At 55.8% G+C, this 14,050-nt stretch carries 16 protein-coding genes; 10 read left to right on the top strand and 6 right to left on the bottom strand.

From position 1 onward, the window contains the following. The first annotated feature begins 30 nt into the window (after positions 1 to 30). The 3 genes from Q4544_RS08005 to Q4544_RS07995 all read left to right on the top strand — a co-directional run bounded on the left by Q4544_RS08005 (position 31) and on the right by Q4544_RS07995 (position 1,335). On the top strand, positions 31 to 354 hold the full coding sequence (locus Q4544_RS08005; RefSeq protein ID WP_303505149.1) for an NIPSNAP family protein: 324 nt from the start codon (positions 31 to 33) through the stop codon (positions 352 to 354). After that, entirely contained in the window at positions 351 to 695 is a 345-nt protein-coding gene (locus tag Q4544_RS08000) for an antibiotic biosynthesis monooxygenase (protein WP_303505147.1), read from the top strand. Before Q4544_RS08005 ends, Q4544_RS08000 begins: the two co-directional genes overlap by 4 nt. Positions 696 to 909: 214 nt before the next feature. Beyond that, positions 910 to 1,335 carry a GNAT family N-acetyltransferase gene (locus tag Q4544_RS07995; protein ID WP_303505146.1) on the top strand — a complete coding sequence of 142 codons (426 nt, stop codon included), beginning with the start codon at positions 910 to 912 and terminating at the stop codon, positions 1,333 to 1,335. Between the two features lie 88 nt (positions 1,336 to 1,423). On the opposite strand, the gene Q4544_RS07990 is transcribed toward Q4544_RS07995, so the two are convergent. Next, positions 1,424 to 3,451: an NADPH-dependent 2,4-dienoyl-CoA reductase gene (locus tag Q4544_RS07990; protein WP_303505145.1), complete on the bottom strand. Its 2,028-nt coding sequence runs from the start codon at positions 3,449 to 3,451 to the stop codon at positions 1,424 to 1,426. Positions 3,452 to 3,647: 196 nt separating this feature from the next. Between Q4544_RS07990 and Q4544_RS07985 the strand changes: the two genes are divergently transcribed. Continuing rightward, positions 3,648 to 4,073, top strand: coding sequence for a hypothetical protein (locus Q4544_RS07985; RefSeq protein WP_303505143.1), 426 nt, complete (start codon positions 3,648 to 3,650; stop codon positions 4,071 to 4,073). 67 nt (positions 4,074 to 4,140) lie between these two features. Here Q4544_RS07985 and Q4544_RS07980 read toward each other — a convergent pair whose 3' ends face one another. The 3 genes from Q4544_RS07980 to Q4544_RS07970 are packed head-to-tail and all read right to left on the bottom strand — an operon-like array spanning position 4,141 to position 6,100. Next, positions 4,141 to 4,515 (bottom strand): hypothetical protein, encoded by a 375-nt coding sequence (locus tag Q4544_RS07980; RefSeq protein ID WP_303505142.1) that lies wholly within the window; start codon positions 4,513 to 4,515, stop codon positions 4,141 to 4,143. A 10-nt stretch (positions 4,516 to 4,525) separates the two neighbouring features. Further along, the gene (locus Q4544_RS07975; protein WP_303505140.1) at positions 4,526 to 5,299 is read right to left on the bottom strand and encodes a DUF6478 family protein; all 774 of its coding nucleotides are present in this window, start codon (positions 5,297 to 5,299) and stop codon (positions 4,526 to 4,528) included. Positions 5,300 to 5,359: 60 nt separating this feature from the next. Next, entirely contained in the window at positions 5,360 to 6,100 is a 741-nt protein-coding gene (locus tag Q4544_RS07970; RefSeq protein ID WP_303505138.1) for a hypothetical protein, read from the bottom strand. A 157-nt stretch (positions 6,101 to 6,257) separates the two neighbouring features. Here Q4544_RS07970 and Q4544_RS07965 point away from each other — a divergent pair, with 157 nt between their 5' ends. The 3 genes from Q4544_RS07965 to Q4544_RS07955 all read left to right on the top strand — a co-directional run bounded on the left by Q4544_RS07965 (position 6,258) and on the right by Q4544_RS07955 (position 9,515). Next, positions 6,258 to 7,139 carry a CPBP family intramembrane glutamic endopeptidase gene (locus Q4544_RS07965; protein WP_303505136.1) on the top strand — a complete coding sequence of 294 codons (882 nt, stop codon included), beginning with the start codon at positions 6,258 to 6,260 and terminating at the stop codon, positions 7,137 to 7,139. Between the two features lie 61 nt (positions 7,140 to 7,200). Continuing rightward, the gene (gene accD, locus Q4544_RS07960; RefSeq protein ID WP_303505134.1) at positions 7,201 to 8,142 is read left to right on the top strand and encodes an acetyl-CoA carboxylase, carboxyltransferase subunit beta; all 942 of its coding nucleotides are present in this window, start codon (positions 7,201 to 7,203) and stop codon (positions 8,140 to 8,142) included. Positions 8,143 to 8,243: 101 nt separating this feature from the next. Then, positions 8,244 to 9,515 carry a folylpolyglutamate synthase/dihydrofolate synthase family protein gene (locus Q4544_RS07955; protein WP_303505132.1) on the top strand — a complete coding sequence of 424 codons (1,272 nt, stop codon included), beginning with the start codon at positions 8,244 to 8,246 and terminating at the stop codon, positions 9,513 to 9,515. Positions 9,516 to 9,772: 257 nt separating this feature from the next. On the opposite strand, the gene zapE is transcribed toward Q4544_RS07955, so the two are convergent. After that, a complete protein-coding gene (zapE, locus tag Q4544_RS07950) occupies positions 9,773 to 10,846 on the bottom strand; it encodes a cell division protein ZapE (protein WP_303505130.1) in 1,074 nt (357 codons plus the stop codon). A 175-nt stretch (positions 10,847 to 11,021) separates the two neighbouring features. On the opposite strand from zapE, the gene Q4544_RS07945 reads away from it, so the two are divergent. The 3 genes from Q4544_RS07945 to Q4544_RS07935 all read left to right on the top strand — a co-directional run bounded on the left by Q4544_RS07945 (position 11,022) and on the right by Q4544_RS07935 (position 13,429). After that, positions 11,022 to 11,654 (top strand): glutathione S-transferase family protein, encoded by a 633-nt coding sequence (locus Q4544_RS07945; protein WP_303505128.1) that lies wholly within the window; start codon positions 11,022 to 11,024, stop codon positions 11,652 to 11,654. A 20-nt stretch (positions 11,655 to 11,674) separates the two neighbouring features. After that, positions 11,675 to 12,088: a GFA family protein gene (locus Q4544_RS07940; RefSeq protein ID WP_303505126.1), complete on the top strand. Its 414-nt coding sequence runs from the start codon at positions 11,675 to 11,677 to the stop codon at positions 12,086 to 12,088. Positions 12,089 to 12,184: 96 nt separating this feature from the next. Further along, entirely contained in the window at positions 12,185 to 13,429 is a 1,245-nt protein-coding gene (locus Q4544_RS07935) for an MFS transporter (protein WP_303505124.1), read from the top strand. Here the strand turns inward: Q4544_RS07935 and Q4544_RS07930 are convergent. Beyond that, on the bottom strand, positions 13,426 to 14,046 hold the full coding sequence (locus Q4544_RS07930; RefSeq protein WP_303505122.1) for an HAD-IA family hydrolase: 621 nt from the start codon (positions 14,044 to 14,046) through the stop codon (positions 13,426 to 13,428). The two genes, Q4544_RS07935 and Q4544_RS07930, sit on opposite strands and share 4 nt — an antisense overlap. Positions 14,047 to 14,050: the final 4 nt, after the last annotated feature.

The raw sequence follows: 14,050 nt of genomic DNA, 5'->3' as shown, positions 1-14,050 counted from the left end.
AAGATGGGGGAAAGCAAAAGGAGCCATATTATGCTGACCTGTATTATCCGCTATCAAATCGACCCCACGAAGAAAGCGCAATTTGAAGAATACGCGCGCAACTGGGGCCAAGCTATTCCACGCAATGGGGCTGACTTGATCGGCTACTACGCCCCACACGAAGGATCATCGACCCTGGCCTACGGCATATATAACGTCGAGAGCCTTGCTGAATACGAAGCGTACCGCGCCCGTTTGGCGGCAGATCCTATTGGCAAGCGAAACTACGAATTTGCGCAATCCGAACGTTTCATCTTGCGCGAGGACCGCACATTCTTGAAACTCGCCTCTACCCCACATGGAGCCACCACATGATCGCTGTTATCTTTGAAGTTGAGATCGCACCGGGCCGCAAGGCTGACTATTTGGACATCGCCGCAGAGTTAAAGCCACTGCTGGAACAGGTGGATGGCTTTATCTCGGTCGAGCGGTTTCAAAGCCTGAGCAACCCGGACAAGCTGTTGTCTCTATCTTATTACCGCGATGAACAGGCGGTGGCGGATTGGCGCAACATCGAAAAGCATCGGGCAGGGCAAGCGCAGGGTCGCGCGGGGATCTTTAGCGACTACCGGCTGAAGGTTGTGCATGTCTTGCGCGACTACGGCATGACCGACCGCGATCAAGCGCCGGATGATAGCCGCGCAACGCACGACTAGACTTGTGTATTGGTCGCGCCAGCCTATGCTGGGCGAAGATTCAGATGGAGATTTCATGTCCTGCTAAGGAACCCGCGGCGCAGCCACAACCAAGGCCCGCCGCCCCCCGGAAACAACGATACATTCACCGCTTTTGCGGCTGAATCTGCGTGCCCGGTTCTTTCCTAAATGCAGGGGTCGTATTGGCCCAAAGATATGAAAGACGATTCTGACAATGATCAGACCTTTTCAAACTGACGACACAGATGCGCTTTTGGTTGCTTGGCGCAAAGCCAGCGAATTGGCGCATCCTTTTCTAAGCCAAGACTTCTTGGATCAATCAGATCAAGCGATCCGTGACATTTATCTGCCCAAAGCAGAGACATGGGTTGCGGAACTGAATGGCACGCCCGTTGGGTTTATCGCCTTGCTTGGCAACATGGTGGGCGGGTTGTTCTTACATCCTGATCATCACGGAGCGGGGATTGGCCGCGCGTTGATGGATCATGCAGTCCAGCAACATGGTGATCTAACGGTTGAAGTCTTCCGCGACAACGCCATCGGCCGCGCCTTTTATGCGGCTTATGGATTTACAGAGGTCAAAGAGTTCATCGACGACTACGCGGGTTTACCAACCCTCGAGTTGGAATTCAGAGCCTAAACCACCCGAAGGGAGCTTCACCGCTCCCTTCATCTTTCGACAAATACTCTGGGGGAATTGGCTGTAGGCCAAGGGGGCAAAGCCCCTATTACAAGGCTGCCGCCACACGCACACCTTGATTAATCGCGCGCTTTGCGTCCAGTTCGGCGGCCACATCTGCGCCGCCGATCACGTGGCAATTCGCGCCGCGCTCTTTTAGCACATCAGCCAAGGACCGGTCCGGCAGTTGCCCAGCACAGATCACCACGTTGTCCACAGCAATCACCTCGGGGTTAGCACGGGCTTCGCCATAGGAAATGTGCAGACCGTCATCATCAACCCGCTCGTAATTGACGCCGCCCACCATGCGCACGTTTTTCATGCGCAAGGCCATGCGGTGAATCCAGCCGGTGGTTTTGCCTAATCCCTTACCCAAAGCTTTGGCTTTACGTTGCAGTAGCACGACCTCGCGGGCTGGGGCCTCGGGGGCAGCGCCGCCGGGGGTCAGCCCGCCGCGATGAGTTTCGGGATCGGACACGCCCCATTCGGCCATCCAATCGGGCAGGTTTTCGGCAAGGCTTTCGCCCTCGTGCACAAGGAATTCGGCGACATCAAAACCGATACCACCCGCGCCGATCACGGCGACGCGTTTGCCGACCGGTTTCTTGTGTTTCAAAACGTCTAGATAGCTTAGGACCATCGGGTGATCTTGGCCGGAAATACCCGGATCGCGAGGCACAACGCCGGTGGCGATGATCACTTCGTCATAGTCGGTTAGGTCTGTTGCGCCCACGGCTTTGCCCAACTCCAGCGTCACGCCCATTTCGCGCAGCATGGTGGCGTACCAATCGACAAGACCCCAGAATTCCTCTTTGCCCGGAACCTGTTTGGCGACGTTCAGCTGCCCGCCGATTTGCGAGTCGCGATCATATAATGTGACGGCGTGGCCGCGTTCGGCGGCGGTCATGGCGGCGGACATACCAGCAGGGCCTGCGCCCACAACGGCGACGGTTTTGGGTGTCTCTGCCTTTTGGATCAGCAATTCTGTTTCATAACAGGCGCGGGGGTTCACGAGGCAGGTTGATATTTTGCCGCCGAATGTGTGGTCAAGACAGGCTTGGTTACAGGCGATGCAGGGCGCGATGGTGTCGGCGCGGCCCACTTGGGCTTTGACGACAAACTGGCTGTCGGCCAAGAAGGGGCGCGCCATGCTGACCATATCGGCGCAGCCTTCGGCGAGGACGTCTTCGGCCACGTCGGGTGTGTTGATGCGGTTGCTGGTGATGACTGGGATGCCGACCTTGCCCATCAGCTTTTGCGTGACCCATGCGAATGCACGGCGGGGGACGCTGGTGGCAATCGTCGGGATGCGCGCCTCGTGCCAGCCGATGCCGGTGTTTAGGATCGTGGCGCCTGCGGCTTCGATGGCTTGGGCGAGTTGCACGACTTCGGCGTGGGTCGATCCATTGGGTATGAGGTCAATCATGCTGATGCGGTAGATGATGATGAAATCATCCCCCACGGCCTCGCGGCAGCGTCGCACCACTTCGACTGGTAGGCGCATGCGGTTCGCGTAATCGCCGCCCCAACGGTCTGTGCGTTTGTTGGTGTGGGTCACAAGGAATTGGTTCAGGAAGTATCCCTCTGATCCCATGATCTCGACGCCGTCATATCCGGCCTCGCGAGCGCGTCGGGTTGCGGTGACAAAATCCGCGATTTGCTTTTCGATGCCGTCTTCGTCCAGCTCTTTTGGAGGGAAGGGCGAGATGGGGGATTTGACCGGGGATGCGCTGACGCAATCGGGGCCATAGGCGTAGCGACCGGCGTGCAAAATCTGCATCGCGATCTTGCCGCCGTTTTCATGCACGCGATCGGTGACGATTTTATGGTTGGCGATGTCTTCGTCGGTAAAAAGCCCTGCCGCACCGGGAAAAACGCCGCCCTCTGCATTGGGGGCCATGCCGCCGGTGACCATCAAGGCTACGCCGCCGCGTGCGCGTTCAGCGTAGAATTCAGCGACGCGGTTCCAGTCTTTGGTTTCTTCGAGGCCCGTATGCATCGACCCCATCAGCACGCGGTTCTTGAGCGTGGTGAAGCCCAGATCAAGCGGGGCAAGAAGGTTTGGATAGCGAGTCATGGCTGTCTCCGGTTGGTGTTGAAAACAGACTGCCTTTTGCAGAGGGGCGTGTCATGCGCAACGTGACGTAAGGGGGTGTTAGGTAAGGTTGGGGGCTGTGTGCGATAAGCCTAATTGTGTTGATTGGAGTGAGTTGTAATGCCTTTAACGTCGTGAGTAACTGCGGGCTACCGCGTCGCTGGAGGGAAAGCGTTAGATGTGGAAATGGATAGCAATTCCAAGTTTGCTGATGCTGATTTTTGCGTGTTGGCCGAATGCATACCATGCATCGACATCGCCTCAAGATGATTTAACCATTACCTATACTGTAGAGCCCAAGTTTGGATTTCATAGTGACTGGACACGTTCAGTTAGTGTGAAATTTGGGGCAGCCGAAATCCACGAGGGCCAAAACGGATGTTTTGGCTTCGAGCTCTCGCCCTTGTCTTTCGAGGTTCGATCGAACATCTCGTGTAAGAAGAGGAATGATGCGCGCAGGCAGGACGGCGACGCATCTCCATATTATGAAGATTTGATCTATTTAGGTGGCTTTTTCGAAACGCCAAGTGCGCCGGATGGCGTTGCGATACGGTTCATACCTGTAAGCGAAAAGGCTGAGGTCGAACTTCCAGACATTCTTTGAGAGCGGAAGCCAATTGCTGGGAAGCTAGTGAATCTGTAAGCTCTCCATTCTATTTATCCTGCCTCTGTTACATCGTCTCTAAACAATGCCGGCGGAACGCCCGTTTTAGCATGTCTAGCTCTGCGCGGAGGAGGTCCATTTCGGCGCGGATGTCTTCGGAGAGCGGTTCGCCAGAGACGATCACGATGCTGTCGAGCGTTTCATGGGTGCTGCTGTCGCGGATCAGGATGGTTTGTACGCCGTCCGCCAGCAAGTTGGCCGGAATTGGAATGCGCAGTGTCCATTTGCCGTGCCCGTCATCGGTGAGGCGCAGGTTTGGGAGCGGTTGTTCTTGATGGGTCGCGTCGATCTGGGGTTGGCCAGCGCTGTCATCGGATGTGGAAACCACACCTTCCCAGACACCTTCGAAGAGTCGGGTTTTGGAGACGGAATATTGGCTCATGACGGCGTCCTTACAATTCGGCGCGGGGGCGGCGGCTAAAGGTGACATCGCGGAGGATGACTTGGTTCATCTCGGGGCCTTCAAAGATCAGGTCGATCCAGGCTTTTTCGATGCGTTTTTCGTTCAGGCGCGAATAGGCGAGGTCGAATTCGACCATGATGTCCTCTTCGTGCAACGGCAGTTCGCGCACGATCTGTTCGGTATTCGGGCCGTGTTTGATGTTAAGCCGCGCAAAGATTTCCAGCGGTTTTTCCATTTCCACGATGGTGTCCATGCGGATCAGGAAGTGGCGGTCTAGGTTTTGCAGGGCCTCTGGTGGCAATTCGATCACCAAGGACAGGAACGAGCCGTCAAAGCGGAAAACATCCATACGCAGGCCGAAAGGTGCGAGGTCTTTTTCGCGCAGGTTGCGGAGCTGGCGCAGGGTCAGTTCGGAAATGCTGCAGTCATGAAACAGCGTGACCTCTTTGCCGAGGCCCTCTTTGCTTTGTACGGCTACGCGGCCTTTGGTCGGTAGGCTGTTGCGCCATAGGCTTGGGCGCCAGGCCCAATCGGTGCCATGCGGTTTGTGAAAGGTGTTTGATCCGACGATCGGCAGGGCAAGGCGGCCATCGGCGACTGAGATCAACCCATCAAGGTGGGTGCGCAGGCGGCGGGCCGCGTTCCGGCGGCGGCGGAGCGTTGGCAGGCTGCTGTTTGTCGCTTCGCGTGCGGCCTGTGCCCAAAAGCGCGCTACGGCGCGTTGCAATACCTTTTGCAATACTTGTCTAGATCGTCGTCCCATTTTGCCCCGCGTCGTCTTGCTGACTGATCGCGAACTGGAAACAATTCGCGACACGTTGCTTTATTGTGTATCCGATTGGTTTATTTGAAACAAACGCCCAATGCCTCCAAAGCGCGGTTGTTGCGAATTTTCTGCATTTTGTTGTCTCGGATTGGGACTTTTGACTCGTTTGGCGGCGCGTAACCGACGTGGACTTGCGGATTGCGTGTTCTTGGCCAGCTCTTCGATCAGGTATTTGCCGTGGGCCTCCAAAGCCGCGCCATCAGGTGGGCCGTAGACGGCAAAGGTGACAACGTGGCCGTTGATCTGCATCGCGCCGCGCCAATAGCGTGGATCGGCACCGGGGAGCGGAGCGGTCTCGCCCGCGTTGATGCGTTTGATCGCAAGGCCTTTTACGTTGGTGTCAACGTCTTGGCCTTCGCCCAAAAACGGGCGCATGTCTTGTGGTAGGAATTCTGGTGGAAAGGCCGCGCTGACGCTGACGGTCATCACGCCGCGATCTTCGGCATGAATGGCAGGGGTGTTGTTTAGCGTGCCGCATTCAGCCAAGAGCGCAAAGTTGTCGGACGTGACAACGGAAGGATCAACGCAATAGGCATCCGGTGCTTTAACAATAACGTCACCATCTGCGAGGTTGCGTTGGCGTGGGCCGGGGAGGTGCTGTTCGTCCGGGCGATCGCGCCCAGCAAGAAAGCCGCGGCGTTCTGTATTGCCGTCATTCAAGCTTGGCATACATCCCGACAAAATGGTTAATGCAGCAAGTGCCAGCGTGATACCGCGGGCTGTGTTTTGCTTGATCATCACAAGCTCCTAGATCCCCAATGCAAGATGGATAGCCGAGCGGCCCCAATGGAGCAAGCGATGGGCAGGGGGAAATTCCACTCCAAAACGCCTCTATGGGCAGACCTCCGCCGGTCTTTATCTGTACCTGTGACTAAAAAATGGTTAGGCCTGACCCATGACGCCGTATGACCGCCACCAAGATTTCATTGCACCTGCCCGCGCGAGCGCTGGGGTGCCTCGTTTGATCGGAAGCTTTGTGTTTCTGATTTTCGCCGTTGGGGCGTTTAATTTGGCTCTGTTGGAATGGCTTCAGGGGCGGTCCGATTGGGCGCAGTTGCAGGTTGAACTGACAGATGGGTCAACCGCGCGCGGAGTTCTGATTACTTTGGTGTCCTTTGTATTACCGGCCGGTGCGCTATGGGTGTCGTTGCGATTGATCCATAAACGCGGTTTACGCAGTTTGTTTGGGCCATTGCGCGAGGCGTTTCACGATTTCTATAAGGTCTTGCGTGTTGGGCTGGTGATGTTGGGTGTGTTTTTGATCATTCCCATGCCCGAAGCCTTGCGACCAGATTTCCACATGAGTTTCGCCGATTGGCTGCCATTGGTGCCGCTTGGTGTGCTGGCCCTTCTGATACAGGTTTCGACCGAAGAGCTTATTTTCCGAGGCTATCTGCAAAGCCAGCTGGCGGCGCGATTCACGCATCCTGCGGTTTGGATGGTCTTGCCGAGTGTGTTGTTCGGCTTTCTGCATCTATCGCCCGAAACCTATGGCGATAATGCGGTGATTATTGCGCTTTGGGCGGTTGGTTTTGGCATCGTGGCCGCCGACCTAACGGCGCGCGCGGGTAACCTTGGCCCAGCCATTGCGTTGCATTTTGTGAACAATGTCTCTGCTCTGCTGATCATGGCCATGTCAGGCCATTGGGATGGTCTAGCCTTGCTACATGTGCCCTATGGTCCAGACGATACGGATATTGTGCGAACGGCTTTGCTGATAGAGGGGCCAGTTTTGCTGTGTCTATGGCTGGCAGCACGAATTGCCATAAGGCGCTGATTGCAATTCCCGTCATTGCAGCTTATTTCGGGTTTGTTTCGCGACTTAGGGGTTAACGCGTATGAACTGGATTACAAACTACGTCCGTCCACGGATCAATTCGATTTTTTCGCGCCGTGAGGTGCCAGAGAATCTTTGGTCTAAGTGTAAAGAATGCGGCACGATGCTGTTTCATCGTGAGCTTAAGGACAATCTGAACGTTTGTACTCAATGTGATCACCACATGGCGATTTCGCCACGGGATCGTTTCTTGGCCTTGTTTGACGGCGGCATCTTTGTCGAGATCGACGTGCCAACGCCCATCGCGGACCCTTTGCAATTCAAAGACCAAAAGAAATACCCAGAGCGCATGAAGGCCGCGCAAAAGAAAACCGGCGAGGCCGAGGCCATGCTGGTTGCCGAAGGTGAGATTGGCCGGACACCAATCGTTGCCTGTGCGCAGGACTTTTCCTTTATGGGCGGCTCTATGTCGATGTATGTCGGCAACGCCATTGTCGCGGCCGCGGAACGTGCTGTTGAATTGAAGCGGCCATTGGTTCTGTTCTCGGCTGCCGGTGGCGCGCGTATGCAAGAGGGCATTCTTGGCCTGATGCAAATGCCGCGTACTACAATTGCTGTGCAAATGCTGAAAGAAGCAGGCTTGCCGTATATCGTTGTGCTGACCCACCCAACAACCGGTGGTGTGACCGCGTCCTATGCGATGCTGGGCGACGTGCAAATCGCGGAGCCAAATGCGTTGATCGGTTTTGCTGGAGCGCGCGTGATTGAACAAACGATCCGTGAAAAGCTACCAGAGGGCTTCCAACGCGCGGAATACCTGCTGGATCACGGTATGCTGGATCGCGTGACCAAGCGGACCGACATGCGGAACGAATTGATCACAATCGTTCGTATGCTGATGGACATGCCACCTGCGATCGTTGGTGATCTGCCTGCGCCAGGAGCGGTTGAAGAGGCTGCCCCTGCAGAGGCCGAAGAGCCTGCAGAAGACGCAAAAGCCTAACGCATTTGAGTGGCTCGGGGCGACCCGAGCGACTCGCTTTGGTTGTGCGGCTCACGGATTTTCGCTAAGGCGCTTAAAAGCTTTAGTTTCGTGAGCCTGACATGACAGCCCAATCTTCTGACAAAATCCTAGACCGTATGATGGCCCTGCACCCCAAGGTCATTGATTTGACGTTGGACCGCATGTGGCGGTTGTTGGCGGCATTGGACAATCCGCAGGAAAAGCTGCCTCCGGTGATCCATATCGCGGGCACGAATGGCAAAGGGTCAACGCAATCCATGATCCGTGCTGGGATTGAAGGGATGGGCAAGACCGCCCATGCTTATACGTCTCCGCATTTGGCACGGTTTCACGAGCGTATCCGGCTGGCGGGTGCGTTGATCTCCGAGGATTACCTGACCGAAGTGTTGGACGAATGCTATGCCAAGAACGGCGGCATCGACATTACGTATTTCGAAATCACGACCTGCGCTGGGCTGCTGGCCTTTGCGCGGACGCCTGCGGATTATACCTTGCTAGAGGTTGGGCTGGGTGGCCGGTTGGACGCGACGAATGTCATCACACCAGAGCTGTCGGTGATCACGCCGGTGTCGATAGATCATGAGCAATTTCTAGGGGATACGCTTGCCAAGATCGCGGCGGAAAAGGCCGGGATCATCAAGCGCGGTGTGCCTTGTGTGGTTGGTCCGCAGCAGGAAGACGCGATGGATGTGATCGAAGCGACGGCGATGCGTTTGGGCGCGCCGTTGTTGGCCCATGGGCAGCATTGGCATGTCACAACAGAGCGTGGGCGTTTGGTCTATCAGGATGATCGCGGCTTGTTGGATTTGCCGATGCCCGCGCTATTGGGGGAACATCAAGTGATGAACGCAGGGGCGGCTTTGGCGGCGCTGCGCTACCTTGGTGCGGACGAAGCAGCCTGTGAGGCAGCCATGGTGAATGCCGAGTGGCCCGCGCGGATGCAAAAGCTGAAAGTAGGGCCGTTGGTCGAAGCCGCACCAGAGATTGAGCTATGGCTCGACGGTGGTCACAACGCGGCGGCAGGCGAGGCGATAGCCAAGCTTCTGGCCAGCTTACCACCGCGTGAAACCCATCTGATCTGCGGGATGCTGAATACCAAAGACGTGACGGGTTACCTAGCACCGTTGCAATCACAGGTAGAAAGTCTGACCGCGGTCACCATCCCGGGCGAGGCAAATACATTGCCTGCAGAGGCTACTGCGCTGGCGGCAAAACAGGTCGGGATGTCGGCTAAAATCGCTGAAAACGTTAGCTCTGCGTTAACCTCTATTAACGAAGAGACCTCTAACGCGCGGGTGCTGATTTGCGGGTCTTTGTACCTTGCTGGAAACATCCTACGCGAGAACGGCTGACGCAAATTTTTTTCACAGGCTAAGTCGTTGAAACGACTCACTTCTGCGAATCGTTATGTGATTGATTCGGCAAAAGCGATTCGCGGGCCCTTGACCGATTCGTTTGTAGAGGCGTATAGTCACTTCAATAGAACATTTTTCAATGATGGCAGTGGGATAGAGGGTGGCCGAGCAGCACTTCTATTTCGTCATGCAGGCAAAAATCATCGAGTTTCAGGGGATGTTTCGGCATCCCCTGTTTCGTTTTTACCCCAAAGTTAGACTGATTCGGTCTTGCCCCAATCGGCATCCTGCATCTCGCGCAGGCGGCTGGCGGTGCGTTCAAATTCAAACGTGCCTTCGCCCTCTAGATACAGCATCTCTGGCTCTGCCGCGGCAGAGCAGATCAAGCGCACTTTGGCTTCGTAAAGCGCATCAATCAGAGTCACAAAGCGTTTGGCTTCGTTAAAGTTGCTTCGGCTTAGGTTTGGGATGTCTTCTAGGACCAGAACCTTCAACGCTTCGGCGATGGCTAGGTAATCACCCGGGCCAAGCATCTTGCCACACAGATCAAAGAACGTCGCGCGACCGACGCCATTGCGAAACGCGGGGATTTCAACCTCGCGGCCTTTGACGGTGATCGTCAGGGGACTCGCTGCGCCGCCTGTCAGATCGTCAAAGATAGATCGCATCTGTTCACGCGCTTCGCCACGGGCTTGTACGAAATAGACCTGTTGTCCTGACAGGCGGTTTTGGCGGTAATCGGTGGGCGAGACCATTTCCCAAACCACCATCTTTTCTTTCAGGATATCGATGAACGGCAGGAACAACTGGCGGTTCAACCCGTCTTTGTACAGATCATCCGGCACGCGGTTTGATGTGGTCACGACCGTGACCCCAGCGGCAAACAACATTTCAAACAGACGCCCCACGATCATCGCATCGGTGATGTCGGTGATCTGCATTTCGTCAAAGGCCAGCAAGCGCACCTCTTCGGCGACCTTGGCGGCCACCGGTGCCAGCGCATCATCAACGCCGTCTTGGCGGGCCTGGTGCATCCCTGCGTGGATTTCCTGCATGAAGGCATGGAAATGCACGCGGCGCGCAGGTTGGTCGACGTGATCCACGAATAAATCCATCAACATAGATTTGCCGCGCCCCACACCGCCCCATAGGTACAGGCCCCTTACCGGATCTGGTTTGGCTTTGCGAAACCATCCGCCTTTGGGTGCGGGGGCAGCAAGGCCTTCTCGGACGCGGTCGAATTCTGGCAAAACGGCTTCTTGCGCCGGGTCCGGGGTGAGGTCGCCTGAGGCCACGAGGGCGGCGTAAATATCCTGCATCGATGTCATGTGGATTGAATATCTTGCGTGGGCTGGCATGAAAAGTACTGTTTAGGAATACCCGACGTCTCTGTGTGTTTCGGCTTTTGGGTCAGGTTATTCGGAATTATCGGTCACGCAGCGCTGGTATTCCATCATTGAACACTTCTGGACGGGCCGCGTTGCCCCAAAGAAAGGAAATATTTTGCTGACACTGTATTCATGGACCACCCCAAACGGCCGCAAAATCTCTATCGCGTTAGAAGAAATGGGTTTGGACTACACGGCTGTTCCTATCGACATCACCAAGGGTGCGCAGCACGATCCGGCCTTTTTGGCCGTGAACCCTAACCATAAAATCCCCGCCTTAGTGGATGAAACCGGTGCGGCGATTAACGAATCCGGTGCGATCCTTTTGTATCTGGCAGAGAAGTCCGGCAAATTCGCCCCCGCCCACGGCACGCCCGACTATTGGGAAATGATGCGATGGCTGATGTGGCAGATGAGCGGCTTTGGCCCGATGTTGGGGCAAGCGCATCACTTTTTGCACTATAACCCCGGCCTCTCTGATTATTCGGAAAAGCGCTACAATGACGAAGCCAAGCGGCTTTACGGCATTCTAAACGCCCATCTGACGGGCCGCGACTACATCCTTGATGATCTATCTATTTGTGAGTTCGCCATTTGGCCTTGGGCCGCGCGGTTTGACTATCACAAGGTCGATCTAAACGACTTCCCCGCTGTCAAAGACTGGTACCTGCGACTGGCAGACCGTCCCGGTTTTCAGCGTGGATATGCCCAACCTTTGGACGTGGGACCTATCCCACGCCCTGAATAAGCCCTTGAAAGGACGACACAATGGCAACAACTGAAAGAACAGGCAGCTGCGAATGCGGCGCCATCAAATTCATCATCGCGCCGACAGATGAAAAAGCGATCATGTGCCACTGCGCAAGCTGCCAAAAGCAATCTGCATCGGCCTTTGGTTCCGTGATTGTTGTACCAACAGAAGCCGTCTCTGTGGTGTCTGGTCAGCCAAAACAGTGGCTGCGCGTGGCAGACAGCGGCAACGAAGTCCTCGCGAACTTCTGCGAGACTTGCGGCACGCGCGTGTGGCATGGCGACATCGAAAAGGACGCAATGCTAAAGGTGCGCGCGGGTTCATTGGATGATCCAATTGATTTTTCTAAGGCGATCCAAATCTGGACCAGCCGCAAGGCGCCGGGCATCACATTGCCCGAAGGCGTGCCGCATTTCGCGCACCATCCCTAAGCCTTAATCACAATCACTGAATCCCGCCCGCACAAATTCTGATTTGACCGTGGGCGGGTGCCCCTGCATGATCCGCGCAACCTTCTGGAGATTGCTATGGTCGCGCGCACCCCACTTTTTACGCCGGTTCTGATTGTCGGCTGTGTCATTATCCTTGTGTCCTTTGCGATCCGCGCCAGCTTTGGCGTGTTCCAAATTCCAATTGCTGAAGAGTTTGGCTGGTTGCGGTCCGAGTTTTCATTAGCGATTGCGATTCAGAACCTGGCCTGGGGCATTGGTCAGCCGATTTTTGGCGCGCTTGCTGAAAAGATTGGCGACCGCAAAGCGATCATCATGGGTGCGCTGATCTATGCGGCGGGGCTTGTGTTGTCATCCTTTGCGATCACGCCCGAAGCCCATCAGATGTACGAAGTGTTGGTCGGTTTCGGTATCGCTGGGACCGGCTTTGGTGTGATCTTGGCCGTGGTCGGCCGCGCCAGTTCAGATGAAAACCGCAGTATGTCACTGGCGATTGCCACCGCTGCAGGCAGTGCGGGGCAGGTGTTTGGCGCGCCTGTGGCGGAAATCATGCTGAGCTATATGAGCTGGCAGAATACCTTCCTTGTGTTCGCCGCGGCGATCCTTGCGGTTCTGCTGACCTTGCCGATGATGCGCTCCCCAACGCCGCCCGCGACCAAGGCCGAGCTAGAGGAAAGCATGGGGCAGATCCTGAAGAAAGCCTTTCGCGATCCGACCTACACGCTGATCTTTCTGGGCTTCTTTTCCTGCGGCTATCAACTGGCCTTTATCACCGCGCACTTCCCGGCCTTTGTGACAGAGGTTTGCGGGGCAATTGATCCATCCGGCATTCTGGCCTCGGTTGGCATTGGCTCCACCTCGCGGCTGGGCGCGGTAGCGATTTCGTTGATCGGTTTGGCCAATATCGCGGGCACGCTTTACGCGGGCTATCTGGGTAAACGCTATTCCAAGAAATACTTGCTGGCGGGAATTTACACCGCGCGAACTGTGGTTGCCGCGGCCTTTATCCTAACGCCAATGACACCCGCGACTGTGATCCTGTTTTCCATCGCTATGGGGTCATTGTGGTTGGCCACAGTGCCGCTGACCTCTGGCCTTGTCGCGCATATCTATGGGCTGCGTTACATGGGCACGCTCTATGGCATCGTGTTCTTTAGCCATCAATTGGGCAGCTTCTTGGGTGTCTGGCTGGGTGGGCGTCTGTATGACGTCTATGGCAGCTACGAGGCCGTCTGGTGGATCGGTGTTGGCATCGGCGCGTTTAGCGCGATTATCCACCTGCCCATCAAGGAACGGCCCCTAACGGCGGCGGCAGGGGCCTAAGCGGCCTCTGCTTCGGTTAGCAATCCTTCGGTGACCAAACGATCTGCCCAGCCTTGTGGGTCTGTGAACAGATGCGTCTTCCATCCGCGTGCTTTGGCAGCGGCTATGTTGTCCTCGCGGTCATCAGTAAAGATCAGGCGATCAGGTTCGATGCCTGTGTCTTCTTCGACTTTCTCATAGATACGATTAAACGGCTTCACCATTTGCATCCGGCCAGAGACAAACTCGCGGTCAAACTCGCCCAGCACTGGATATACTTCGACAGCTGGCGGCCAGTTATCAACGCCGAAATTAGACAGCGCGAAGACCTGAATGCCCTTGGCCCGCAACGCCCGCAACAAGCGCCATGAATGATCAATCGCTGGGCTGGCCATGTCGAACCAATTGTCGTGCCACATGCGGATTTCGTCGCCCCATTTGGGGTGCTCTTCGGCAAAGTCATAGATGCGCTGTTTAAATGGCGCACCTAGGTCGATGTCGTTGTTCATGTCGTGCATGTCCAGTTCCGCAAACATCTGTTTGCGGCGTTCAATACCGATGGCTTTGTCGTAGAACCGCTCTGGGTTCCATTCGATCAACACGTTTCCGACGTCAAAAATGACTGCTTCGATTGGCATGGAA

It is taken from the genome of Cognatishimia sp. 1_MG-2023 (genome assembly GCF_030548175.1).
Classification (GTDB): Bacteria; Pseudomonadota; Alphaproteobacteria; order Rhodobacterales; family Rhodobacteraceae; genus Cognatishimia.
Note: the sequence above shows the minus strand (reverse complement) of the source record. Positions and strands in the feature narration are given on the sequence as shown.

Excerpts from the sequence above, each read along its gene's own strand:
- Q4544_RS08005 (WP_303505149.1), top strand. The coding sequence starts at position 31 with ATGCTGACCTGTATTATCCGCTATCAAATCGACCCCACGAAGAAAGCG.
- Q4544_RS08000 (WP_303505147.1), top strand. The coding sequence starts at position 351 with ATGATCGCTGTTATCTTTGAAGTTGAGATCGCACCGGGCCGCAAGGCT.
- Q4544_RS07995 (WP_303505146.1), top strand. The coding sequence starts at position 910 with ATGATCAGACCTTTTCAAACTGACGACACAGATGCGCTTTTGGTTGCT.
- Q4544_RS07990 (WP_303505145.1), bottom strand. The coding sequence starts at position 3,451 with ATGACTCGCTATCCAAACCTTCTTGCCCCGCTTGATCTGGGCTTCACC.
- Q4544_RS07985 (WP_303505143.1), top strand. The coding sequence starts at position 3,648 with ATGTGGAAATGGATAGCAATTCCAAGTTTGCTGATGCTGATTTTTGCG.
- Q4544_RS07980 (WP_303505142.1), bottom strand. The coding sequence starts at position 4,515 with ATGAGCCAATATTCCGTCTCCAAAACCCGACTCTTCGAAGGTGTCTGG.
- Q4544_RS07975 (WP_303505140.1), bottom strand. The coding sequence starts at position 5,299 with ATGGGACGACGATCTAGACAAGTATTGCAAAAGGTATTGCAACGCGCC.
- Q4544_RS07970 (WP_303505138.1), bottom strand. The coding sequence starts at position 6,100 with ATGATCAAGCAAAACACAGCCCGCGGTATCACGCTGGCACTTGCTGCA.
- Q4544_RS07965 (WP_303505136.1), top strand. The coding sequence starts at position 6,258 with ATGACGCCGTATGACCGCCACCAAGATTTCATTGCACCTGCCCGCGCG.
- accD (WP_303505134.1), top strand. The coding sequence starts at position 7,201 with ATGAACTGGATTACAAACTACGTCCGTCCACGGATCAATTCGATTTTT.
- Q4544_RS07955 (WP_303505132.1), top strand. The coding sequence starts at position 8,244 with ATGACAGCCCAATCTTCTGACAAAATCCTAGACCGTATGATGGCCCTG.
- zapE (WP_303505130.1), bottom strand. The coding sequence starts at position 10,846 with ATGACATCGATGCAGGATATTTACGCCGCCCTCGTGGCCTCAGGCGAC.
- Q4544_RS07940 (WP_303505126.1), top strand. The coding sequence starts at position 11,675 with ATGGCAACAACTGAAAGAACAGGCAGCTGCGAATGCGGCGCCATCAAA.
- Q4544_RS07935 (WP_303505124.1), top strand. The coding sequence starts at position 12,185 with ATGGTCGCGCGCACCCCACTTTTTACGCCGGTTCTGATTGTCGGCTGT.
- Q4544_RS07930 (WP_303505122.1), bottom strand. The coding sequence starts at position 14,046 with ATGCCAATCGAAGCAGTCATTTTTGACGTCGGAAACGTGTTGATCGAA.